Raw genomic sequence first — 15,857 nt, forward strand, 5'->3', positions numbered from 1 at the left:
CGACATTGAGTGATGAACAACAGGCGTGGTGTCGTAACCTGGCGGGCGAAACACAGCTCGAACAGGCGGTCATATTGATTGGCGCGTGTAAAGCCGTTGTCACCAACGACTCCGGCCTGATGCACGTCGCCGCGGCGCTGAATCGCCCGCTGGTCGCTCTCTATGGCCCAAGTAGCCCGGATTTCACCCCGCCTCTGTCACATAAAGCACGTGTGATTCGCCTGATAACGGGCTATCACAAAGTACGCAAAGGCGATGCCGCCGAAGGCTATCATCAGAGTCTGATCGACATTACGCCGGCGCGCGTGCTGGAAGAACTCAACAGTCTGTTACTGCAAGAGGAAGCCTGACGAATGCGGGTTCTGATCGTCAAAACGTCCTCAATGGGTGATGTGCTACATACCCTGCCGGCACTCACGGATGCACAACAGGCCATCCCCGATATTCAGTTTGACTGGGTGGTTGAAGAAGGGTTTGCGCAGATACCGTCCTGGCATGCCGCAGTGAACCGTGTCATCCCCGTGGCGATTCGCCGTTGGCGTAAAGCCTGGTTTTCCGCGCCGATTAAAGCAGAACGCAAAGCCTTTCGCGATGCCGTACAGGCTGAGCGCTATGACGCTATCATCGACGCCCAGGGACTGGTGAAAAGCGCGGCGCTGGTCACACGTCTGGCGCACGGGGTAAAACACGGCATGGACTGGCAAACCGCGCGTGAACCGCTGGCCAGCCTGTTCTATAATCGCCGCCATCATATTGCCAGACAACAGCATGCCGTAGAGCGTACGCGCGAACTGTTTGCAAAAAGTTTAGGCTATCAAAAACCGGCGTCGCAGGGCGATTATGCCATTGCGCAGCATTTCCTTACCTTCGGAAATACGGGTGAACAGCCCTATGCCGTCTTTTTGCATGCCACAACGCGCGATGATAAGCACTGGCCGGAGGCAAACTGGCGAGCGTTAATCGGTCTGTTAGCTGACAGTGGGATAAGCATTAAATTGCCCTGGGGCGCGCCTCATGAAGAAGCACGGGCGAAGAGGTTATCTGAGGGATTCGCTCACGTTGAGGTATTACCGCGAATGACGCTGGAAGGCGTCGCACGCGTGCTGGCGGGAGCAAAATTTGTCGTTTCAGTCGATACGGGGTTAAGCCATCTGACCGCCGCACTCGATCGACCTAACATCACGTTGTACGGTCCTACGGATCCAGGGCTCATTGGTGGTTACGGGAAGAACCAGGTGGCGTGTCGTGCGCCAGGAAATCAATTAGCAATGCTAAACGCTGATTCAGTCCGCGACGAACTATCATCATTATTATAAAGGTAATTGAATGCCAACCTTGAGTCTTATCTGTCCCTGGCGTCACTACGCCACGAAGACGTCTTCAGTACTGGAAGTAACAACTTATTTGCTCTGTGCCATCACGCTGATTGTCGCAATGTTTGATAATACGCTAAGCATGAAGTTATATAATGTTACGGCGATATTGGGTCTGTTGGCGCTGCTATTACGCGGTAAACCTGAAAGCTATTCGGTACAGTATTGGTTGCTACCGCTCACTATTTTTAGCATCGGCGCGCTGGATGTCGTCTGGTATTCCGCCTTTAAGGTTGATCACTCTCCCTTTCGCGCGACCTATCACAGTTATTTGAACACGGCGAAAATCTTTCTCTTTGGCGCTTTTCTTACTTTATTGGCGCTGACGTCAAGAATTCGCATTAAGAAAGAGTTACCGCTTTATATCCTGTATTCACTGTCATTTTTTATCGCGGGATATGCATATTACATAAAATCCACTACTGGCATGGCTCGTCTTGATTTCGGCATTGGTACGGCTACGGGCGCCGCCTACTCCATTATGTTTGTCGGGATTGTCAGCGGAATATCGATTCTCTACACCCAGCGGAATCACCCGATATTATTTTTATTGAATGCCATCGCGATATTCTATGCCCTGGCACTTACCCAGACGCGTTCCACGCTGTTGATCTTCCCGGTGATCTGTGCGCTGTCGTTGGTTGCCGGGTATATCAAGTCGCCAAAAAAACTCTTCTTTTCAGTCATTGGCTTTTTGATTGCGCTGGTTGTCCTGATCGCCATATTCAGTAAGCCGATTTATAACCGTTACCATGAAGGTGTTTCAGATTTGAATCGCTACAGTCAGGGCAACAGTAATAGTTCTCTGGGCGCACGGCTGGCGATGTATGAGATTGGCTTTGATATCTTTAAAGACGCGCCGTTCGCGGCACGCTCGGCCGATACGCGGGCACAGCGAATGACGGAACTAGCGAAAGAACATAAGTACCTGCAAGGCGCACTCGAATTTTCGAATGTCCATTTGCACAATGAGTTCATCGAAGCCGCCTCACTGAAAGGGATTGCCGGGGTTCTGTCGACGCTTTTCTTCTATATCGCGTTGTTCTTTACGGTCTATTATCACCGTTCGCTGGGACTGTTTGCCTTAACGTTAGCCGCCATTGGAATCGGGCTGAGTGATGTTATTCTCTGGTCCCGGAGCGTGCCAATCATCTTAATAACCGCGATCGTTTTAATGCTTTTCCTCAAGAAAAACCGACAGCACGGCGATATTGCGTCACAATAACCTGACAATCAGAAGTGAGCTATCACTCACTTCTGGTGTTTTGACAGCAACCCCTCTACCGATTCAGTCAGCACCTTCAGGCTAATATCCTTCACCGTATACGTAGGAGAGACCACCTGTAACGCATTGCAGTTATTCGGTGCCCAGATGAGGTGTGAGGGGTAGGTCGTTTGTCGCGCATTTGGGTAAAGCGCGAGCGTAGGAATTTCATATGCCGATGCAATATGGACCAGTGCGGTATCCACGGAGATCACATACTGACTGAATTTTGTCAGTGCAACCGTATAAATGAATTCTTTAAAGGGCAGTGATTCAATGCCCGGTATCGCAATAGAGCGAATATCTTCGGCTAAGCCGGTAAAAATAATTCGGTAATACGGATACTGTTTACAGAGATGCGAATAAATCGTACCGATCTGCTCATCAGACAGTCGGCAGATTTTCTTTGCCCCTAATGCATTGATAATAATTATTTTTGAGTCGCCAACAAAATTCAGAACATCTTTTTCAACCGACTCTGGCAGTGGTAAATCATAACTCACATCAAATTCATGACGTTCATCGCCATAAAAATGACGCAGTATTTCACTGGCCCGTGTACACATATGCGCCGTTAACTTCTCATCATGCGGATGGTAAACGGTATAGTAACGTTGATACCACTTATCAAAACCCAGGATATGAGCGTGTCTGACACCCGACAGCAACAGGCTGTGACCAAAGGAAGGCATGGTTTCAAAAGGATCAAGTACGATATCGAAAGATTCGCGGGAAAGACATTTACGTAATGCCAGTACATCACTGATTGCATTTGATTTTTTAATATAAAACTGATGTATCCGACGATTACCAGAAAGAAACGCTTTCCCCGTTTCTGTGGTTAATATTGACAGTTGTACACCACGATTAGTCAGTTCGCGATACAGCGAACTCAATACAATTAAATCGCCTAACTTGTTGTTATCATGGATTAGCAAGCAGGTCTGAATCTTGTCTGCATTAATTTTTGCATTCTTTTTCCTGGCGAAGAAAAATGACAAAAAATTAATCTTGATTTTATTAATGCAGAATCTTTTTTTCTTATGAAAAGCACCTAAACCCATGCGAGTTACCACACTACAAATATAAAAGAGGTTAATACTAACTTACATAAGAATCGGCACGATCGTGAAGATCATGCGCATTGTTCATGATGTGCTGTCTGGAGGGTAACGCTGCGACATCCGCTGCCTTAATATAGGGAATAATATCGTAGCTTATTGCAGTATCGTCAGACAGATTATAGATATTAAAGTCGTCAACGCTCTCACACATAAACTGGAAAAATGGCAGAATTTTGATTAAATCCTTGCTCAGTTCAGAAGGCATTGGATTGCGACTCTCATCATAAAAACGTGCACAGCTCCCGGTGATATCTAATCCGGAACAGATCGTGTTGTCATAACCTAATGAATACGCTATCTGCATCGCCGTATACGCCACTGTATGGCATGAGCAGTAACCTAAACTGATATCTTTACTAAATCCAACCAGTCTTTTACGTTTAGAAATGGGCACCCGAATCAAGAGATTCTTATTCCATTTTGAAAGCATTTCTAGCTTCAGTTTCTTGAAAAAGCCGCCTTTTTCACGTTTATAAAATGCGCGTAAAATCAAACAATGAGTTCGCATATATTTCTTATCTTCTTCGGTAGCGGCTTCATAAACATCCATATTGACGACAGTAAACTTACTCGCCCGGCTAAATTGATAAAAATCGAGACGTCTTTGTAGCAAAAAACGCGCATCTGTTAAGACATAAATGAAGGGAGTAATACTATTACTGAGCAAGTATTCCGCAGCGCCGTTAACAGTAATGACATCATTGTTCTGCAAAAGAGAAAGCGGTGTCCCTCGGGAGGTGGGTCCCGATAAGAAAATGATCACGTTATCAGATGTTCTGTTGGCAATAAGTTGCTGAACACCTGCTCGAGTTATAAACTTAACATTACTCATATGAAACCTGTAGGTTTGTCATGCAACTTAAATCACGATGAATCTTTGAGGAAAGTGTTCATGGTTTATCTTTAGCGAGGATGAGCAAACCAGACCGACCAGATTTGCTCACAAAATATACAAACTCATTTTTGCATTTAGAACGACTAAAAGCAATATTCTAAATAATCACATTGAAGCTTAGCGCACACTTTTACCTTTCAGACGGCGCAGGAAATTCCGCCACTTTTTCTTATAAACCAGGAGATAAAACCCCAGGTCTTTTCTATTATTTTCAATACCATAGTGGCGTTCTAAATCAATACGATCTTTCGCCATTCTCTGTCGGGAAGGTCTTTTTCCGGACAGATCGATTATTCTTATTTCATCATTTTGTAATATGAAGTTACCTTTATGCGGATCACCTGAGACCATACCATGCTGATGCAACCCTTGAATGGATTGCTTTATCTTCTCTTTCACATCATCGGAGATGACAGGCAGGTCTACCAGTTCAACCCCCTCGATATACTCAATGATCATGATGTAAGTATGCACATAACGAAGGGTCTTCACTTCAGCAAGCAAATAAAAGTCATTTAAGGCGTCAAAACCTTCCTGCCGCACGCGATCGGTCTGGTAAAAAAGCTTTTCGTAGTAATCCCCTTTAACCAACGACTTAAAAAATCGCTCAGTATTTTTTACTTTAGGGTGAAATACTTTCAGGATATATTTTCCATGGTCAGTATCAATTAATACGACCTTGGTATCCTCAATACTACGAAAGACTCTTAACACTTTAAGATTATGCGTTAAAAAATCATTGAAAATATCAATGTATTTCTCGCCATCTTGTTTTACAAATACGGTATAGTTTTTAATTTTTGTTTCAGTGATCATAATTATAAAGGTATTATTTCGCTAAAATTTTACGATAGAGGTACGCTACACCCGCAATTGCTCTACGCAGATAATGATTTTGAACCAAAAGATGTTTATATCTTTTTTTATACTCAACCATCGTTCGCGCATCTTTGGCAGGAGCATCTTTCCACGGTGATTTAATAAAAGCATTAGTATAATAAATCACGGAGGGATAATTTGCCCAGGCATGCCAGGGTTTTGTCGCCCCTGTATAGTGAATCAGTTTTGTATCAGCATGGATTATATTTAAATATTTTTCATGCGTCTTATCGCTTAATTCACTTTTAATGGTATAAATTGTATTGTATTCACGAGGTAAAAAATAAACTTTATCGCGCAGCAGTATATTCAGGACATCCTGATCCGGATATTTAAAAAAGGTTGCACTTCCATCACTGTCTGTCAAAAGAGACAACGCCCTGGCAGTTAATTGGTTCTCAGCCCATCGCCTGAGGTTTATCAAGACAACACCGGAGTTGAAATATCGACCCTGAAGATTAAAAGAGGGTAGCCTTTCATTTACCCTGGACTGTATTGAGTCAACGTCTTTTACCACGGCAGCGACGTTATCATCGAGATCAAGGTCCAGAAGATAGTCCAGAGAGCCTTTGCAAATGACATCAGCATCAAGATACAACAATTTTTCTAGTTTATGGTGCAAATAATCAAAAGCGAAAAGTCGAAAATACATGGCTCTTGACCAGACCTGTGTTTTCGGCAATACCTCAAGGCATTTGACATTGATAAGATATAATGAAACTTTTATTTTATGTTCTTGTACCAGCGCTTCAATCTTATCAACGAAGCTTTGTGTATAGTTGTCACAGATAATATGAAAAGCAACATTTATATCATTATGAATTAATACCGAGGTAATAGACACCCCGACACCATCAAGATAGTTCTCATCAATTCCATAAGAGATATTTAATGTATTACCATTATTATCATAGCGCTCATCAAAAACTTTATATTCTGCTATCTCTATTTCAGGAAATGAGTCCACTGCGTCACCTATAATTATTTTTATTTAGTAATTTTGCTTTTAAAATAAAGAGCATAATCTACCAGACCAGAGAAATATTGCTTCTGGTTAAACATATGCTTCGCCGCATAACGCAACTGATGACTGTTGTTAGGTTTCAGCAATTCAACATTACACCAGGGTGATAACTTTTTCGCATTCAAAAAGCTTTGCGCGATAGGGTAGTTGCCCCATTGATGCCAGGGCTTAGTCGGCCCAATATAATGAATGAACACCGTATTTTCATCCACAGGGTTAACCACATCACGCTTTAATTCGTAATTGATGCTGAATTGGGTATTAAACTTCTTGCTAATAAAACGCGCCTTGCCGACCAGTAACATATTCAGTACATCCTGGTCCAGGTGAGTGATACGCTGTACCACATCCGGATCGCGTAACATCTCGATGGCCTTTCGGGAAATATCCTCAGTGGTCCAGACAGGAAGATTAATCAGCAAAAAGCCGGCATTAAAGTAGCCAGAAACCAGTCCCGGCGTTGCCAGACTGACTGAGCGCTTCGTCCACCACTCTGACTCTCCCTCCGCTACCACGGCCGCAATTTCATGTTCAGCAAACTGGAGGTCAATCAGTTCTTGTACACTTCCCTGACAGGCAATATCTGCATCCAGATACAGTACCCTGTCCATTTTTCCCGCGAAGTGGTCGGCGATAATAAACCGGAAGTACGTTGCATATGACCAGTTTTTAGTACTTGGTAATGATTTCAACTGCTCGCAGTCAACGAGATATACCACGATTTGGGTGGCGTATTGCTTTGCCAACGCATTAAATCTCGCCTGTTCCTCATTGCTAAATGAGTCAGTAAAAACATGAAAGGAAAACGGAGTATCGAGGTTAGCAATCAGTATTGACGCAATGGACACACCACAACCAAAAAGGAAGTTCTTGTCAATGCCATACGCAATATTAAAGCTATCAACATCACTATGTTCTGCATAGTTATAATCTAAAGTCTGCTGAATGACTTTTTCTTCAAAATACGTTTGAGTCATAGTGATCACTTATTGATTTTGGAAAATATCGCACTTCTTAAATGCTGAAAATAGACTTCATTATAGAAGTTATCTATCGTCTCAGGAATAAGATGACTATCATACTTCATCTGACCTGAGAGGATTTGATTGAGCAGATGAGTAAACTGTTGGAGATCCTTCGGAGGATACAATTCACCATTGATACCCGGTTTGATCATATCCCGTGGACCAGACATACAGTCAGAGCTAATGCACGGAATGCCATACGACATGGCTTCCAGCAGGGTCATCGGAAAGCCCTCGAATGATGATGTCAGCAACAGTGCCGTGACGTTCTTTATCTTGTTTTGCACCACATCCCAGGGAGAGACCTGCCAACCATGCCAGGTAATACGATTATCAATCCCCAGTTCTCGTCCATAGGACTGACATTTTTCAAAATCTGAACCGTCACCAACCACATGCAACTGCCATTCGCCTTCCGCATGGGATAATCCATCCAGCAGATCCTTAATCCTTTTTTGCCCTTCAAACTTCATCCTTCCGACATACAGAAAGACCGCGGGTTGGCCTTTTTCTGGTTGCGGAATAATTTCTGACTTTCTGGAAACGGGATTATAAACAACGGTAATGTTTTTTTTATCAATACCCCGTTCGATCATCTGGTGTTTGATACCACTACTGATTGCCAGATGATAATCTGCCCAGCTAACACATTCGGCGTGTTTTTTATGATCCAGCGAAAAATGTGGCCAGGAGAATATCGTAAAATTCTGGCCTGATTTCTTCCGCGCTTTACTGGCGAACAGGCAAGACAGCACATCAATACAGATCACCACATCGGGTTCTGTTTTCTTTAGCCAGTGGCTAAACGTATGGATATGCTTTGCCCGACGTAAAAAGCCCAGACGGATAGTGGAGAAAGAGCATGAGTAGTTAATACCGCTTAACCACGCCTTATCCATTTTGTCATGTCGGCAAAAGAAAAACATCTCACACTGGATTGCAGAATGTTCGGCCTGAAAGTTGTTGATAACATCCCGGATGACCGTTTCCATTCCACCAAACCCGGACACAGCTTCGCCAATAAATGCGATTTTTAACCCAGTTCGAACCGGCATTTCATTCATATATGATTACGGTCTCTCTTCTTGCCATCGTGATTATAATTCTACATCGTTAAAGCTAAATCCAAGATGGTGATTGAAGCATTCCTTTAATAGAGGACTTTTTAAATTATAGTTTTCAATGAAAGATATATTACTTAGATTAATTTGTGCTGTGGTGTTAAATCCATACAATTCAAGCCGTAAACCTTGCTTTAAAAACTCTAATATAATATCTTCCGCGATTAATTCAGAGTTAATATTTTCAACATTGTCAAATTGATATGATAACTCCCTCGGATGAGGAATATAGTAATCTATTTTCCTGTCATCGATAAAACACTGCACTTTTTGTATTAAAGACAACACTCCGTGTTTCTTATCAATCGCATCTGAATAGACTGTACCTAATAATATTTTTTTAGTAATACTTGTTCCGGTACCTACATTATTATAACAAATTAATGTAATCGCTTCTTTTTTTTCTATAATATTAGGTTTTTCTGGAAATAAAGTATAATGTACTCTGTCGAGTTTAAGGATATCCTCTTTATGATACTTCCTGCCCATCAGTCTTCGAAAACATTTCGACGAGAATGAAACTGAGGAATCCTGATACATCACACTTTTTTTATTTATATTATTCGTTCCATCATCGAATGTTCTTATCTCATCGAAAGAAATCACTGATAGTATATGGTGAATAAGTGGCACATGAAAATTCGCAAAAAAATAACGTCATATTTTTTCTTATATGACATCATAATTTTCTTTGCATACAATGTCCTTTTTAATGTTTTAAAAGTTGATGTCTTTTTTGCATTAGCTTCGAGACTAACATGCTGACACAATGGTTTGATTTTATTTAAATAACAAACATTTTTTCCATTCCCGGCGTCACCAATAAACAACAGATCAACATTATTCAGCCGCTCCTTTTCAATAATAGCTTTTGCAATAAGCAACTGCAAATTAGTCATGCATATGAAGAGAAACATTTAGCCTCTTTCATCTCAAAATAATTATAGTTTTTTTCTCAGTGTTCGTTCTTTTATTCGCTCTGCTTTTGCTTCTGCCTGGATTAACAGGTCTGCTTCATTACGAAATATATCACTTAATGGAGCCGAAAAATAAACCCGCATAAACCGCCAGATATCCCGCTGTGTCAACCCAATGTTTAGTGACGAAAAATAGAGGCCAATCAGGTCTTTATCACGCCAGCGGCGAGGAACTTTCGTACGAATCTGTGCCCTGTGTAGATCAATAACCGAAATCTTTAAGTCTTCTTTATTGCCTGAAAAAGGCAGATGCAGCAGGAAGTGGCAGATATAGCAATCACGGTGATTGATTCCACCTGCGTGCATCTTGCGCACCATCGTGGCCACACGGTCAATAATCATCCACTTGACGTTGACGTCCGGTGGATTCGTTGCCCAATCCGCACAATAGTCTTCCAGACTGATGGTCGGCGTGAGATCTTCGGTAATAATGAACGACGTTTTGGTCAGAGGGTTGAGCCCTTTCTCACCGAAACCAACGCCATACATCGTATCCACGCCTAAATCCTGGAGGCGATGAATAGCGTTCCATTCTCTGTCAGCGCCCAAAACCGGCATCCGCAGCGAGAGAAGGTTTTTGACAATTTCCTTGAGAGAAGTACCCCGATGCCATTTAAGGAAATAGCTTTTCCCCGCCAGTTCAAATCGCAGCGTACGACGAGTTTCCAGCTCCCTGAAGACTTCACCCTGCAGCGTTTTGACTTCCTCAAACGCGTCTTTCCCGCGCCATAATGTGGCTAACGGTTCTTTCAATTCAACCATCCAGACCACCTGTAATAATGTCCGCCGCCTTTTCCGGCAGACTGTACAAATCTTGCGTATCCGCATAATGCCGCGCGTTTTCTGCCCACGCTGCACGCAATGACGGCTGGGTCAGCGCTTTACGCAAAATGTCGTTCAACGCGTCCTGCCGCCAGGGTTCTTCAATCACATCGCCACAGTTAGCCTGCGCAATATAATGCGCATAACCGCAAACGGCAGTGGTCAACACTGGCAAGCCAGCAGTAATTGCCTCCAGCAGAACAATACCTGCCGCTTCCTGATAGGCCGGGTGCAGTAACAAATCGGCGGCAGCCATCAACTCCGCGATATCATTGCGTCCGGAGAAAAAATGCACATTACTGCGCACGCCGCGTTTTTCTGCCAGCGCTTCAAATTTGCGTGGCTTATCCTGACCGACAATATACAAAAGTGTGTTATGCCGCAGCGCCGCCGGAAGTGACGCAAGTGCTTCAATCGAACGATCCACCCCTTTGCGGGTAAAATCAGAGCCAACCTGCAACAGTAAGTTTTGCTGCTCCGAAATACCGTTCTTCTGGCGAACGATTTCACGGGCATTCGAGATTTGCGCACTGTATTTTCTGTCCGGGTAAATCCCCGGAGGGAGAATATGAAAACGCTCCGCTTCGGTTTGATAATGCTTCTGGAAATCAGCAATCTGCGTATCCGTCAGCATTAATAACTGCGTCGGTTTACCCTGTTCAAACGTTGCCCGTTCAAACGCCGCGTAATGGCGATAACGAGAGGTCAGACGATAGAAAAAGCCTTTTTCTTGCTCAACTTTTTCGGCATAACAGACATCCGCGGCAAAATAGACATCCAGGCCTGGCATCTTGTTAAACCCTACGACCCTGTCAACGGGATGCTCACGCAAATGCGCCTGTACCCAGGCATAATATTCCGCATTACGCCCATGGTTGGTCCGAGATTTAACCGGTACACGAATGAGCTCAAAAGCATCCGGGCATTCTCCGTCCCACGATTGGGTATAAATACGGACCTGATGACCTCGAGCTGCTACGGTTTGCGCAATGCGCATAAAGTCACGTTGTAGTCCGCCGAACGGAAAATACTTATACAAACAAAAAGCCACGATCATACTGGCGCATCCATTTCGATAATTTGCGCGTTCTGCGGCAACAGTTTTTCCGTTGCCGCAATCACATCCTCAGCGGGAATAACGGACATATATTTTTTGTTACGGTCCAGTTCAGATCGTTTAGGCATCGGCTGATAGTCCCCTGCCCAGAACTGAATAATATTGTCAGTCCAGGGGCGCCAGAAGACATGGTCTGTCGCGCCAAACAGACATATCACCGGCGTTTTGACCGCCGCGGCGATATGCCCTGGGGCTGAATCAACGCCAATAAAAAGGGCGGCATGATCAATCAGCGCGCCTAATTCCGGGAATCGGGTTTTACCTGCCAGCCCGGTTACCGGTTTGGTTTCGCACCCCAGCGCAATCTCTTCCACACAGGCTAAATCGTCAGCAGAAGGGCCGGACGTCAGCACGACCTGATAACCACGACGTTCAAGAGCATCAATGACGCGGGAAAATTTGTCATTATCCCAGCATTTAAATAACTGCCTTGCCGTAGGTTGAATCACCACATACTGATGCGTCACGCCAAGCTGGCGCAACTGCCGACGCATATTCTCCCAGTGTTCAGGCCGATAGCTCATCGTCGTTTCAGTAACAATATGCTCCAGCCCCAGTGGTTTGAGTGCTGACAGCGTACGTTCGACAACGTGTTTGCCGGAATAGGGAACGAGATGGGTAAAACTCTGTTTCCAGAATGCAGACTGTCGGTTAGCGAAATCCTGGGATATTTTTACTCTTGCGTGTAAAAAACGGACAATCAGCGCCACGATCCACTGATCGGTCAGGTTGATAACCAGATCATATTGGTTGTTGCGTAAGGTCTTAATCAGCGAAAGCGTATTTTTAATTTTCTCTGCCGCCCCCGTTCCCTTATTACTGATGCCATAAAGGGTATTAATCTCGGGATTTTCCGACAAAATAGGCATCGTATCCTGGTAAAGAAGCATATCGATTTTGGCGTCAGGATAGTTCTGCTTTAGCGTACTGATAACGGGAGTGGTTAATAGCATATCCCCGTGGAAACGCATCTTGATGACCAGAATTTTTCGAAAAGGCTTTTCCACACGCGACTCTTTTGTTGTGATTGTCCGATAAAGTTAAGCAGAAAACAGCACGCTACCGCCCCAGGCTCAACAGCTACCCGATCACTGATATTGCACTGACTTTTACGCGCTAGTGTATCACTTCTTTCGCTGCGATCCGACTCGAATAAATTAACTGCAAAGTGGGTATTTTTCTTTTTTAAATCAAATTGATATTAATCTGACCATTGTTTTTTTCGTCACCGATTGGCTCGGTTAACAACGGCAAGAGCAGTAAAAATCAATAAATGGCATAAAAATTCAAAAAAGATGAGCCGGGCTGGCGGAATAAGTCGGACTTAAAGCTATTTAAGTCAAAAACAGGAAAAGTAATGGTAAAGCCCTGGCTAAATACATAGAATCCCCAGCACATCCATAAGTCAGCTATTTACTATGCTCGAATTGCTTTACACCGCCCTTCTCTACCTTGTTCAGCCTTTGATCTGGATACGGCTTTGGGTGCGCGGACGTAAGGCCCCGGCCTACCGTAAACGCTGGGGTGAACGCTACGGTTTTTACCGTCGCCCCCTGAAACCGGGCGGGATTATGCTCCATTCCGTCTCTGTCGGCGAAACACTGGCAGCCATTCCTTTGGTTCGCGCCCTGCGACATCGCTACCCCGATCTACCGATCACGGTCACCACGATGACGCCAACCGGCTCCGAGCGTGTCCAGTCAGCCTTCGGTAGCGATGTTCAGCACGTCTACCTGCCTTACGATTTACCCGATGCGCTGGGTCGCTTCCTGAACAAGGTTGATCCTAAGCTGGTGCTGATTATGGAAACGGAGCTATGGCCGAACCTGATTGCCGCGCTGCATAAACGCCATATTCCACTGGTCATCGCCAATGCGCGTCTTTCTGCCCGCTCCGCTGACGGTTACGCGAAGTTGGGGAAATTTATCCGCCGAATCCTCCGTCGTATTACGCTAATTGCAGCGCAAAATGAAGAGGATGGTCAGCGCTTTGTGACGCTGGGCGCGAAGAACAATCAGGTGACCGTCACCGGCAGTCTGAAGTTCGATATTTCCGTAACACCACAACTTGCCGCAAAAGCAGTTACGCTGCGTCGCCAGTGGGCGCCGCATCGCCCGGTGTGGATCGCAACCAGTACTCATGATGGTGAAGAGAGTATTATCATCGCCGCGCATCAGGCATTGTTACACCAGTTCCCCAACCTGCTGTTGATTCTGGTCCCGCGTCATCCGGAACGCTTCCCGGATGCGATTAACCTCGTGCGTGAAGCCGGGCTAAGCTATACCACACGTTCCTCCGGCGAAGTCCCCTCGGCCAGTACCCAGGTCGTTGTAGGTGATACGATGGGTGAACTGATGCTGCTTTACGGAATTGCGGATCTGGCGTTTGTCGGAGGATCACTGGTTGAACGTGGCGGACATAACCCGCTGGAAGCCGCGGCACACGCAATTCCGGTGCTAATGGGACCCCATACCTTCAATTTCAAAGATATTTGCGCCCGTCTGGAGCAGGCCAGCGGTTTGATTACGGTCACGGACGCCACAAGTCTTGCCAAAGAGGTTTCCTCTTTACTGACCGATGCCGATTATCGTAATTTCTATGGTCGTCACGCAGTTGAAGTTCTCTATCAAAACCAGGGGGCGTTGCAGCGCCTGCTACAGCTGCTGGAACCTTATCTGCCACCGAAAACGCATTGAGGGCTGTTATGCAAAAACGGGCGATTTATCCAGGCACTTTTGATCCGTTGACGAACGGCCATATCGATATCATCACGCGTGCTACGCAGATGTTTGATCATGTCATTCTGGCGATTGCGGCAAGCCCCGGTAAAAAACCGATGTTCAGCCTTGAAGAACGCGTTGCGCTGGCTCAGCAGGCCACCGCTCATCTGTCCGGCGTTGAGGTGCTGGGTTTTAGCGATCTGATGGCCAACTTTGCGCGGGAAAAGCAGGCTAACATCCTGATTCGTGGATTGCGCGCTGTCGCGGATTTTGAATACGAAATGCAGTTGGCCCACATGAATCGGCATTTGATGCCAGAGCTGGAAAGTGTCTTTCTGATGCCTTCTAAAGAGTGGTCCTTCATCTCATCGTCATTGGTGAAAGAAGTGGCCCGCCATCAGGGTGATGTCACCCACTTCCTGCCCGAGAATATTCATCAGGCGCTGTTGGCAAAGCTCAAATAGCGTCCCGCATCCGGGACGCCCCGTCTTACTTCTGGCACTGACGGCAATAGAACGTCGCACGCTGCGCGTGTTTCGATGCTACGATCGGCGTTCCGCACACTCTGCATGGCTCACCTTTACGACCATAGACCTGCAACTCTTGAGCAAAATAGCCCGGTTTACCATCGCTTTGCAGAAAATCTTTCAGCGTCGTTCCACCCTGTTCTATTGAACGCAGCAGGACGGCCTTAATCACGCGCACCAGCAGTTCATATTCAGCCGGCGACAATGACGACGCCAGACGGTCAGGATGAATACCCGCAGCAAACAGGGATTCACTGGCGTAGATATTTCCGACCCCCACGACCAGCTTATTATCCATCAACCAGGGTTTAATCGCCGTTTTCTTCTTCGCACATTTCTGTTGCAGGTATTCGCCGTTGAAAGCATCGCTTAGCGGTTCAGGACCGAGATGCGCCAGTACGTTGTGCCCTTCCAGTTCTTTCGTCCACAGCCAGGCGCCAAAGCGACGGGGATCGGTGTAGCGCAAGACTTTACCGTTACTCATCACTAAATCGACATGGTCATGTTTTTCTGCCGGCAGTTCTTCAGGAAGGATACGTAGACTGCCTGACATCCCCAGGTGAATGATGATCCAGCCATCGGGTAGCTCCAGCAGAAGGTATTTCGCACGGCGCTGAACGCTGAGCACCGGTTTGTCGCTCAGACGGTAGATCTCTTCTGATACCGGCCAACGCAGACGTCCATTACGCACATTGGCATGCAGAATGGTTGCCCCGACCAGATGCGGTTCAATACCGCGGCGGCTGGTTTCGACTTCAGGTAATTCAGGCATAACGTCTCCGGCTATGTATCAGGTCTCACTAATATGGGGATGGCCAGAAAACAAAAAACCCCGCCGAAGCGAGGTTTTTCATTACAGCAAAGCGAGACTTACTTAATTTTCGCTTCTTTGTAGAGAACGTGCTGACGGACAACTGGATCGAATTTTTTCAGTTCCAGTTTTTCCGGCTTAGTACGTTTGTTCTTCGTGGTGGTATAGAAGTGACCAG

The 15,857-nt window shown here is 45.5% G+C and carries 17 protein-coding genes; 5 read left to right on the forward strand and 12 right to left on the reverse strand.

The window, feature by feature from the left end:
• The 3 genes from waaF to AB7E14_RS08870 form a co-directional block, all read left to right on the forward strand.
• Positions 1-350 (forward strand): lipopolysaccharide heptosyltransferase II (gene waaF, locus AB7E14_RS08860; RefSeq protein WP_428169474.1); only part of this gene is annotated, 350 nt, incomplete at its 5' end.
• A gap of 3 nt (positions 351-353) precedes the next feature.
• Positions 354-1,316, forward strand: a complete 963-nt coding sequence (gene rfaC / locus AB7E14_RS08865; RefSeq protein ID WP_044327940.1) for a lipopolysaccharide heptosyltransferase RfaC — start codon at positions 354-356, stop codon at positions 1,314-1,316.
• Between the two features lie 10 nt (positions 1,317-1,326).
• On the forward strand, positions 1,327-2,598 hold the full coding sequence (locus AB7E14_RS08870; protein WP_316962411.1) for an O-antigen ligase family protein: 1,272 nt from the start codon (positions 1,327-1,329) through the stop codon (positions 2,596-2,598).
• Between the two features lie 26 nt (positions 2,599-2,624).
• Here the strand turns inward: AB7E14_RS08870 and AB7E14_RS08875 are convergent, their stop codons facing one another.
• The 10 genes from AB7E14_RS08875 to rfaQ all read right to left on the reverse strand — a co-directional run bounded on the left by AB7E14_RS08875 (position 2,625) and on the right by rfaQ (position 12,628).
• Positions 2,625-3,701 (reverse strand): glycosyltransferase family 9 protein, encoded by a 1,077-nt coding sequence (locus AB7E14_RS08875; RefSeq protein ID WP_316962412.1) that lies wholly within the window; start codon positions 3,699-3,701, stop codon positions 2,625-2,627.
• 37 nt (positions 3,702-3,738) lie between these two features.
• Complete coding sequence (gene waaZ, locus AB7E14_RS08880; protein WP_316962413.1) at positions 3,739-4,593, reverse strand: 3-deoxy-D-manno-oct-2-ulosonate III transferase WaaZ; 855 nt, start codon at positions 4,591-4,593, stop codon at positions 3,739-3,741.
• A gap of 180 nt (positions 4,594-4,773) precedes the next feature.
• Complete coding sequence (gene rfaY / locus AB7E14_RS08885; protein WP_044267560.1) at positions 4,774-5,472, reverse strand: lipopolysaccharide core heptose(II) kinase RfaY; 699 nt, start codon at positions 5,470-5,472, stop codon at positions 4,774-4,776.
• A gap of 13 nt (positions 5,473-5,485) precedes the next feature.
• The gene (locus AB7E14_RS08890) at positions 5,486-6,502 is read right to left on the reverse strand and encodes a glycosyltransferase family 8 protein (protein WP_428169475.1); all 1,017 of its coding nucleotides are present in this window, start codon (positions 6,500-6,502) and stop codon (positions 5,486-5,488) included.
• Between the two features lie 20 nt (positions 6,503-6,522).
• A complete protein-coding gene (gene waaO / locus AB7E14_RS08895; protein WP_316962416.1) occupies positions 6,523-7,536 on the reverse strand; it encodes a lipopolysaccharide 3-alpha-galactosyltransferase in 1,014 nt (337 codons plus the stop codon).
• Between the two features lie 5 nt (positions 7,537-7,541).
• On the reverse strand, positions 7,542-8,639 hold the full coding sequence (waaB, locus tag AB7E14_RS08900) for a lipopolysaccharide 1,6-galactosyltransferase (RefSeq protein ID WP_046401706.1): 1,098 nt from the start codon (positions 8,637-8,639) through the stop codon (positions 7,542-7,544).
• A 42-nt stretch (positions 8,640-8,681) separates the two neighbouring features.
• Positions 8,682-9,338: a glycosyltransferase family 52 gene (locus AB7E14_RS08905; RefSeq protein ID WP_428169476.1), complete on the reverse strand. Its 657-nt coding sequence runs from the start codon at positions 9,336-9,338 to the stop codon at positions 8,682-8,684.
• A 308-nt stretch (positions 9,339-9,646) separates the two neighbouring features.
• Complete coding sequence (gene rfaP / locus AB7E14_RS08910; protein ID WP_316962417.1) at positions 9,647-10,444, reverse strand: lipopolysaccharide core heptose(I) kinase RfaP; 798 nt, start codon at positions 10,442-10,444, stop codon at positions 9,647-9,649.
• Complete coding sequence (locus AB7E14_RS08915; RefSeq protein ID WP_316962418.1) at positions 10,437-11,561, reverse strand: glycosyltransferase family 4 protein; 1,125 nt, start codon at positions 11,559-11,561, stop codon at positions 10,437-10,439. The genes rfaP and AB7E14_RS08915 overlap by 8 nt, the downstream gene beginning before the upstream one ends.
• Positions 11,558-12,628 carry a lipopolysaccharide core heptosyltransferase RfaQ gene (gene rfaQ, locus AB7E14_RS08920; RefSeq protein ID WP_072044223.1) on the reverse strand — a complete coding sequence of 357 codons (1,071 nt, stop codon included), beginning with the start codon at positions 12,626-12,628 and terminating at the stop codon, positions 11,558-11,560. The genes AB7E14_RS08915 and rfaQ overlap by 4 nt, the downstream gene beginning before the upstream one ends.
• Positions 12,629-13,039: 411 nt before the next feature.
• On the opposite strand from rfaQ, the gene waaA reads away from it, so the two are divergent.
• On the forward strand, positions 13,040-14,317 hold the full coding sequence (gene waaA, locus AB7E14_RS08925; protein WP_058587390.1) for a lipid IV(A) 3-deoxy-D-manno-octulosonic acid transferase: 1,278 nt from the start codon (positions 13,040-13,042) through the stop codon (positions 14,315-14,317).
• Between the two features lie 8 nt (positions 14,318-14,325).
• Positions 14,326-14,805, forward strand: a complete 480-nt coding sequence (gene coaD, locus AB7E14_RS08930; RefSeq protein WP_044328862.1) for a pantetheine-phosphate adenylyltransferase — start codon at positions 14,326-14,328, stop codon at positions 14,803-14,805.
• Positions 14,806-14,830: 25 nt separating this feature from the next.
• Here the strand turns inward: coaD and mutM are convergent, their stop codons facing one another.
• Together mutM and rpmG are read right to left on the reverse strand one after the other, a co-directional pair.
• A complete protein-coding gene (gene mutM / locus AB7E14_RS08935) occupies positions 14,831-15,640 on the reverse strand; it encodes a bifunctional DNA-formamidopyrimidine glycosylase/DNA-(apurinic or apyrimidinic site) lyase (protein WP_044263544.1) in 810 nt (269 codons plus the stop codon).
• Between the two features lie 98 nt (positions 15,641-15,738).
• Positions 15,739-15,857, reverse strand: a 119-nt coding sequence (gene rpmG, locus AB7E14_RS08940) for a 50S ribosomal protein L33 (protein ID WP_178823671.1), incomplete at its 5' end; no start/stop codon positions are given.

Source organism: Citrobacter sp. (assembly GCF_050252275.1).
GTDB lineage: Bacteria > Pseudomonadota > Gammaproteobacteria > Enterobacterales > Enterobacteriaceae > Citrobacter_A > Citrobacter_A amalonaticus.